The sequence below is a fragment of the Tepidibacillus fermentans genome, assembly GCF_004342885.1.
Classification (GTDB): Bacteria; Bacillota; Bacilli; order Tepidibacillales; family Tepidibacillaceae; genus Tepidibacillus; species Tepidibacillus fermentans.
The window spans coordinates 148,605-155,765 of the sequence record NZ_SMAB01000005.1 but is presented as its reverse complement, the minus strand read 5'-3'; the positions used below and the strand labels follow the sequence as shown (position 1 = coordinate 155,765).

General features: G+C 39.8%; 9 protein-coding genes. All 9 read left to right on the top strand.

From position 1 onward, the window contains the following. Positions 1–332 precede the first annotated feature (332 nt). The 9 genes from EDD72_RS05160 to atpD all read left to right on the top strand — a co-directional run bounded on the left by EDD72_RS05160 (position 333) and on the right by atpD (position 7,132). Positions 333–563, top strand: coding sequence for an AtpZ/AtpI family protein (locus tag EDD72_RS05160; protein WP_132767915.1), 231 nt, complete (start codon positions 333–335; stop codon positions 561–563). 3 nt (positions 564–566) lie between these two features. After that, positions 567–992 (top strand): ATP synthase subunit I, encoded by a 426-nt coding sequence (locus EDD72_RS05155; RefSeq protein WP_132767913.1) that lies wholly within the window; start codon positions 567–569, stop codon positions 990–992. A gap of 6 nt (positions 993–998) precedes the next feature. After that, a complete protein-coding gene (atpB, locus tag EDD72_RS05150; RefSeq protein WP_279388087.1) occupies positions 999–1,784 on the top strand; it encodes a F0F1 ATP synthase subunit A in 786 nt (261 codons plus the stop codon). Between the two features lie 121 nt (positions 1,785–1,905). Then, positions 1,906–2,121 carry a F0F1 ATP synthase subunit C gene (gene atpE, locus EDD72_RS05145; RefSeq protein WP_132767911.1) on the top strand — a complete coding sequence of 72 codons (216 nt, stop codon included), beginning with the start codon at positions 1,906–1,908 and terminating at the stop codon, positions 2,119–2,121. A gap of 94 nt (positions 2,122–2,215) precedes the next feature. Beyond that, positions 2,216–2,701, top strand: a complete 486-nt coding sequence (gene atpF / locus EDD72_RS05140; protein WP_132767909.1) for a F0F1 ATP synthase subunit B — start codon at positions 2,216–2,218, stop codon at positions 2,699–2,701. Further along, positions 2,698–3,243 carry a F0F1 ATP synthase subunit delta gene (locus EDD72_RS05135; protein ID WP_132767907.1) on the top strand — a complete coding sequence of 182 codons (546 nt, stop codon included), beginning with the start codon at positions 2,698–2,700 and terminating at the stop codon, positions 3,241–3,243. Before atpF ends, EDD72_RS05135 begins: the two co-directional genes overlap by 4 nt. A gap of 19 nt (positions 3,244–3,262) precedes the next feature. Continuing rightward, positions 3,263–4,780 (top strand): F0F1 ATP synthase subunit alpha, encoded by a 1,518-nt coding sequence (atpA, locus tag EDD72_RS05130; RefSeq protein WP_132767905.1) that lies wholly within the window; start codon positions 3,263–3,265, stop codon positions 4,778–4,780. Positions 4,781–4,828: 48 nt separating this feature from the next. Then, positions 4,829–5,692, top strand: a complete 864-nt coding sequence (gene atpG / locus EDD72_RS05125; protein WP_132767903.1) for an ATP synthase F1 subunit gamma — start codon at positions 4,829–4,831, stop codon at positions 5,690–5,692. Positions 5,693–5,719: 27 nt separating this feature from the next. Beyond that, positions 5,720–7,132: a F0F1 ATP synthase subunit beta gene (gene atpD / locus EDD72_RS05120; RefSeq protein ID WP_132767901.1), complete on the top strand. Its 1,413-nt coding sequence runs from the start codon at positions 5,720–5,722 to the stop codon at positions 7,130–7,132. Positions 7,133–7,161: the final 29 nt, after the last annotated feature.

The window sequence follows — 7,161 nt, the reverse complement described above, 5'->3', positions numbered from 1 at the left end:
TACTGCGTAAACTTAGGAACCGCCGTGTACCGAACGGTACGCACGGTGGTGTGGGAGGTCGGTTACTCAAATAATGAGTAACCTCCTACCCGATTCACAATATTGACAAAATTATTGTTGTAGTATAACATAGCTTTGGGACAGGTTAGTCTGTTAAATAACAATGATTACTCGTTCACAATGAGAGCAGTAAAATATTTATTTAGGAAAATATTCTGAATATTATGTATGAGAAATGTTTTTTTCTAATAATGGAAACAAAAAGAGATTGATTTGTAAATATAGCGTTGTTATACTATTTAAGGGTTTAATACTATGTGAGGGATAGCACAATGAACCAAGACTCAGGTCAAGATAATAAGAATCCATGGCGTGCTTTGGCAGTCGTAGGAGTTGTTGGTGCGAATCTCGCTATTTTTTTGCTTATGGGTATCTGGTCTGGGAAAAAATTGGACATCTACTTTCATAGTTCACCTATTTTTTTAATTATTGGCATGATAGTAGGTTTTGTACTCGGAATATGGTCTGTTATCGGCTTAATCAAACCGTTTTTAGGAGATTGATCAATGAAAGATCATTCAATGGATGACTTTAAACAAAGGATCCTCCGAATTATTCGTTATACCCTTTTCTTACTTAGTTTCTTTATCATTGGCATGCTTACACCATATTCCAAAATGTTCTCAGGCTTAGCCTTAGGAACTTTTGTAAGCCTATTAAATACGATTTATACCGCTTGGAAAGTGAATAAAATCGGAGAATTCGCTGTAAGTGCAAAAAACCATCTTAGAAGAAGGCCTCATTTTAGTGGCATGCTAACGAGGTTTGCGAATTCAATTCTTGCAGTCATGCTTGTATATCAATATCCCCAACACATTCATTTGATTTCCACGTTGTTCGGTTTGTTTGTCACGCAAATCGTCACGATCGTGGATGGAATAATAAATACGAAAAGAGAGAAAGAAAACAAACTATCTACTAGAAAGGGGTGAGAATTCGTGCATGAATCACCAATATGGGCACCTGAAGCGCTTCCTTGGCTCCGCTTTAATTTATCTACTTCTTTGATGACGATCGTTACCTTTATTATCGTTTTGGTGATAGCGATCGCAGGTACGAGGAAATTGACATCAGGAGTGCCAAAAGGATTTCAGAATGTCTTAGAGTGGGTTGTTGATTTCGTATATGGCATTATAGGCAGTACGATGGACCTGAAAAAAGGTGCGGGTTTCATCTATTTAGGACTTACATTGATTTTGTTTATTTTTATCGGCAACCTTTTAGGGTTACCGCTTAATTTTGTCACGATCCATCATGAACCATTTAGTCTCTTTGGAATGGATATCGTCACAGAGAAGATGATTCAAGAATCTAATGTGATACATAATGGGCATAAAGTGGTGGAGTTAGCTTGGTGGAAGTCGCCAACTGCTGATGCAAGCGTTACCCTAGCGATGTCACTTTCAATCATCATTTTAACCCACATTTTCAGTGTGAAATTCGTAGGGATCAAGAATTATATTAAACACTATTTTGAACCCCATTTCTTGTTTTTTCCACTTCATATCATTGAAGAATTTGCAAAAACGTTAACATTAGGTTTTCGTCTTTTTGGAAATATCTTTGCAGGTGAAGTGTTAATCGCGGTTATTTTGTTGATGGGTGCTGCGGGAATTATACCTTTAGCTATTTGGCAAGGATTTAGCGTTTTTGTTGGCGCGATCCAAGCTTACGTCTTTACGATTTTAAGCATGGTATATATATCCCAAAAAATCCATCACTAGTATCAATAACACAAATCGATAGCTTATTTATTTAACGATGTTTTCTTGAAAAAGTTATCTATTTTAAGAAAAGCTTTTTCAAATGATAAAAAATTTATTAATTAAAGGGAGGATATTATCAATGAATTTATTAGCAGCAGCAATTGCAATTGGTTTAGCAGCTTTAGGAGCAAGTCTTGGTAACGCATGGGTTATTCAACGTACAGTAGAAGGAATTGCTCGTCAACCTGAATCAAGAGGTTTCTTACAAACCACAATGTTCATCGGTGTTGGTTTAATCGAGGCATTGCCAATCATCGTTGCGGTATTTGCATTTATTATTCTATTCACAAAGTAAAGTGACATTTAGATAAGTGTGGCAGGGGGGGATCGGTATCCCTGCCTTCCTTTTTCGTAATCACTTTGTTCTTTGCTAGAAGGGAGTGACAATCGTGGAAATTGCATTGGGCAGTTTTCTCATTCAAATTCTTGCCTTTGCATTATTATTTCTTTTATTAAAAAAATATGCGTTTGGTCCTTTAGTGAAAGTAATGGTCCAGCGTCAAGAAAATATACGTGAACAGATCAATATGGCAGAAAAGAATCGTCAAGAAGCTGAAAAACTGTTGAAAGAACAGAACGAAGCGATTCAAAAAGCACGTGTTGAAGCACATGAGATCGTCGAGCGTGCTCGAGTAAATAGTGTGAAGCAGGCAGATGAAATTATTGAAACGGCTAGACGTGAGGCTGAGAGAATCAAAGAGCAAGCCATTCAAGAAATCCAACATGAACGTGAAAAAGCTGTGGAAGCTTTACGTGAGCAAGTAGGTACTTTATCCGTTTTACTAGCTTCTAAGATTATCGAAAAAGAACTAGATGTAAAAGAACAGTCGAAGTTAATTGATGACTTTATGAAACAAGTAGGGGAAAGCCTATGATAAACGGTCTAGTTGCGAAACGTTATGCGAAAGCGCTATTTGAGGTGGCGTATAACAACCGAATACTTGAACAAGTAGAAGCAGATTTACAATTAATTGTAAAGGTGTTTAGGGAGACAGAAGGTTTCCTATCATTTTTACGCCATCCACTAGTAGATAAGGAAAAGAAAAAGCAAATCATTGATACTGCTTTTGGCGATTCAATCTCATCAGTTAGCAAAAAATTACTCCTTCGGCTGATAGAAGGTGGACGAGAAGAATATGTAGAAGCGATTGCGGAAGCTTATACACACCTTTCCAATCAAGTGCGTGGAATTGTCGATGTAACAGCAACTACTGCGATTGCTTTAACCCAAGAAGAAAAAGACAAGATCACGCAATCAATCCAAACAAAAATCGGGAAAACGGTACGTTTACATAATATCGTTGATCCAAACATCATTGGTGGAATGGTCATTCAAATTGGAGACCGTTTATACGATGGGAGCTTGAAAAAGAAATTATTAATGGTAAAAAGAAGCCTTATGGCATCTCGAGCTTAATTGAGATAGGGGTGGAAAAATGAGTATCAAACCTGAGGAAATCAGCTTACTGATTAAACAACAAATTGAATCTTTCCAATCAGAAGTTGAAGTAGCTGATATTGGTACGGTAATACAAGTAGGGGATGGTATCGCCCGTGTCCATGGTCTGGAAAAGGTAATGGCTGGTGAATTATTGGAATTTTCTAATGGTGTCATGGGTATGGCCCTTAACCTTGAAGAACAAAACGTGGGTGTTGTTATCCTTGGACCTTACACAGAAATTCGTGAAGGAGATCAAGTAAAGCGAACAGGTAGAATCATGGAAGTTCCAGCAGGTGAAGCTTTATTAGGTCGTGTGGTTAACCCTCTAGGCCAGCCCTTGGATGGTTTAGGTCCAATTGAAACGACAGCTACTCGGCCAATCGAATCTCCTGCACCTGGTGTTATTGATCGTAAATCAGTCCATGAACCCATGCAGACAGGTATTAAAGCAATCGACTCCATGGTACCGATAGGACGGGGTCAGCGTGAGTTAATCATCGGAGACCGTCAAACGGGTAAAACAGCGATTGCTATTGATACGATTATTAACCAAAAAGGCCAAGACATGATTTGTATCTATGTTGCAATCGGCCAAAAACAATCTACTGTAGCAGGTGTGGTAGAAACACTACGTAAACATGGAGCGATGGATTACACAATCGTCGTCACTGCAAGTGCATCCGACCCAGCTCCACTACTTTTCTTAGCTCCATATGCAGGGGTAGCAATGGGTGAATATTTTATGTACAAAGGTCAGCACGTGTTAGTTGTTTATGATGATCTATCAAAACAAGCTGCGGCCTATCGTGAGCTTTCACTCTTATTACGTCGCCCGCCAGGTCGTGAGGCTTATCCAGGAGACGTATTCTACTTACACTCTCGTTTACTAGAAAGAGCCGCGAAACTTAGTGATAAATTAGGTGGAGGCTCATTAACAGCACTTCCATTTATTGAAACACAAGCAGGTGACGTATCTGCCTATATTCCGACAAACGTGATTTCCATCACAGATGGACAAATCTTCCTAGAGTCTGATTTATTCTACTCTGGTATGCGTCCTGCTGTCAGCGTCGGTTTATCCGTATCTCGTGTAGGTGGTAATGCACAAATTAAGGCGATGAAAAAAGTTGCAGGTACATTACGTCTTGACCTTGCACAATATCGTGAATTAGCTGCATTTGCACAGTTCGGTTCCGATTTAGATAAAGCGACACAAGCGAGATTAATTCGTGGTGAAAGAACCATGGAAATCTTAAAGCAAGATCAATATCAACCAATGCCTGTCGAAAAGCAAGTTGTATCCATCTATTCCGCAATTAAGGGATATCTAGATGATATTCCTGTACATGATGTAAAACGATTTGAAAAAGAATTGCTGGCTTATATGGATCAAAATGCTGCAGATGTATTCCAAGAGATTCGTGAGACGAAAGATTTAGGAAAAGAAACAGAAGAAAAATTAGCGAAAGCCATTGAAAACTTTAAAAAGACATTCGTCGTATCCAATATATAGATGAACCACGAAGGATGAAAGTTCTTTTAGACTAAGGTGGTGAAATGATTGCAAGGGACTCGTGAGATCAAACGGCGGATTAGAAGTGTTCAAAACACCCAACAAATCACCAAAGCGATGAAGATGGTTGCAGCAGCCAAACTTCGCCGTGCACAAGAACGAGCAGAAGCTTCTCGTCCATATACCGATAAGATTCGTGAAGTGATTGGTGCGATTGCTTCTGCGACAGAAGATGTCAGCCATCCATTACTCGAAACACGTGAGATTAAGAAAACGGGTTATATCGTGATGACATCGGATCGGGGACTAGCTGGAGGATATAATGCGAATATCCTTAGGCTTTTAACAAGTACAGTGAAAGAAAGACATCAATCAAACGATGAATATTCGATCTTTGTGATTGGTCGTAAGGGAAGAGATTTTTTAAAGAAACGCAATTACCCATTAATCGGTGAGATTGTTGGGTTATCCGATAGCCCACAATTTGCGGATATCAAACAGATTGCAAAGACAGCGGTAGCCATGTATGCGGAAAAAGTGTTTGATGAGCTATACCTTGTATATAACCGATTTAATAGTGCCATTTCGCAAACACCCGTTGTTGAAAAACTTCTCCCATTAGCAGATCTAGCTGATAGTGGAGCAGGTAATTATTCACCATATGAGTTTGAACCATCTGCAATCGAGGTATTGAATGATTTACTTCCTCGTTTTGCAGAAACGGTAATCTATAATGCTCTATTAAATGCCAAGGCAAGTGAACATGGTGCACGGATGACTGCAATGGGCAATGCAACTGACAATGCTACAGAGATGATTGCAACATTAACACTAAATTATAACCGTGCTAGACAAGCATCGATTACACAAGAAATTTCTGAGATTGTCGGTGGAGCGAATGCGTTATCCTAATTTCCAATTTAGTAAGGAGGTACATCGATGAACGTCGGACGTATCGTCGCGGTTACTGGCCCAGTTGTCGATATCGAATTCGAACGCGGGTCATTACCTGAAATCTATAATGCGATTAAAATTGAACATAAAGCAACGTCTCCTGGTGAAGTAGATATTAACCTTGTGGTAGAAGCTGCTCTTCATCTTGGCGACAATGTCGTTCGTTGCGTAGCTATGTCTTCGACAGATGGTCTCGTACGTGGTATGCAAGCGGTGGACACTGGTAGACCAATTAGCGTACCAGTTGGACCTACAACACTTGGTCGGGTTTTTAACGTATTGGGACAGCCAATTGACGAAGCGGGTCCTGTTGAAGTAACTGAAGATTTACTCCATCCAATTCATCGTCCAGCTCCATCCTTTAAGGAATTATCCACTCAAGATGAAATTCTTGAAACAGGGATAAAAGTGGTAGACTTACTTGCTCCTTATGCTAAGGGTGGAAAGATTGGTCTGTTTGGTGGTGCTGGAGTAGGTAAAACCGTTCTTATTCAAGAATTAATCAATAATATTGCTCAAGAGCATGGCGGCCTTTCAGTATTTGCAGGCGTTGGTGAACGTACACGTGAAGGAAATGATCTTTATCACGAAATGAGAGATTCTGGTGTTATTAGTAAAACAGCGATGGTATTTGGTCAGATGAATGAACCTCCAGGGGCTCGTTTACGTGTTGCATTAACCGGTTTAACAATGGCTGAATACTTCCGTGATGCGGAAGGTCAAGACGTGTTACTTTTCATTGACAATATTTTCCGCTTCACACAGGCTGGTTCTGAGGTGTCTGCGTTATTAGGACGTATGCCATCTGCGGTAGGTTATCAACCAACTCTCGCTACAGAAATGGGTCAATTACAAGAACGGATTACATCAACGAAGAAAGGTTCTGTAACCTCAATTCAAGCGATTTATGTACCTGCGGACGACTATACAGACCCAGCTCCAGCAACGACATTTGCGCACTTAGATGCGACTACAAACCTAGATCGTAAGATTGCTGAGCTTGGTATTTACCCTGCTGTGGATCCATTAGCTTCCACATCCCGTATGCTTTCTCCTGCAATTGTAGGTGAAGAGCATTATCAAGTAGCACGAGGAGTACAGCAAATCCTTCAAAGATATAAAGAGTTACAAGATATTATTGCAATCTTAGGTATGGACGAGTTATCGGACGAAGATAAACTTACGGTAGCCCGTGCACGTAAGATTCAACGCTTCTTATCTCAACCATTCCATGTTGCAGAGCAATTTACAGGGTTCCCAGGAAAATATGTTCCTGTTAAAGAAACTGTACGTGGTTTCAAAGAGATTTTAGAAGGGAAACACGACGATTTGCCTGAAGCTGCATTCTTATATGTCGGAACGATTGATGAAGCAGTTGAAAAGGCCAAAAAGATGTAAAAACCCTTTACTAGAAGGGATGGATGATC

Coding starts and splice junctions, on each gene's coding strand:
- atpE (WP_132767911.1), top strand. CDS start 1,906: ATGAATTTATTAGCAGCAGCAATTGCAATTGGTTTAGCAGCTTTAGGA.
- EDD72_RS05155 (WP_132767913.1), top strand. CDS start 567: ATGAAAGATCATTCAATGGATGACTTTAAACAAAGGATCCTCCGAATT.
- EDD72_RS05135 (WP_132767907.1), top strand. CDS start 2,698: ATGATAAACGGTCTAGTTGCGAAACGTTATGCGAAAGCGCTATTTGAG.
- atpD (WP_132767901.1), top strand. CDS start 5,720: ATGAACGTCGGACGTATCGTCGCGGTTACTGGCCCAGTTGTCGATATC.
- atpA (WP_132767905.1), top strand. CDS start 3,263: ATGAGTATCAAACCTGAGGAAATCAGCTTACTGATTAAACAACAAATT.
- EDD72_RS05160 (WP_132767915.1), top strand. CDS start 333: ATGAACCAAGACTCAGGTCAAGATAATAAGAATCCATGGCGTGCTTTG.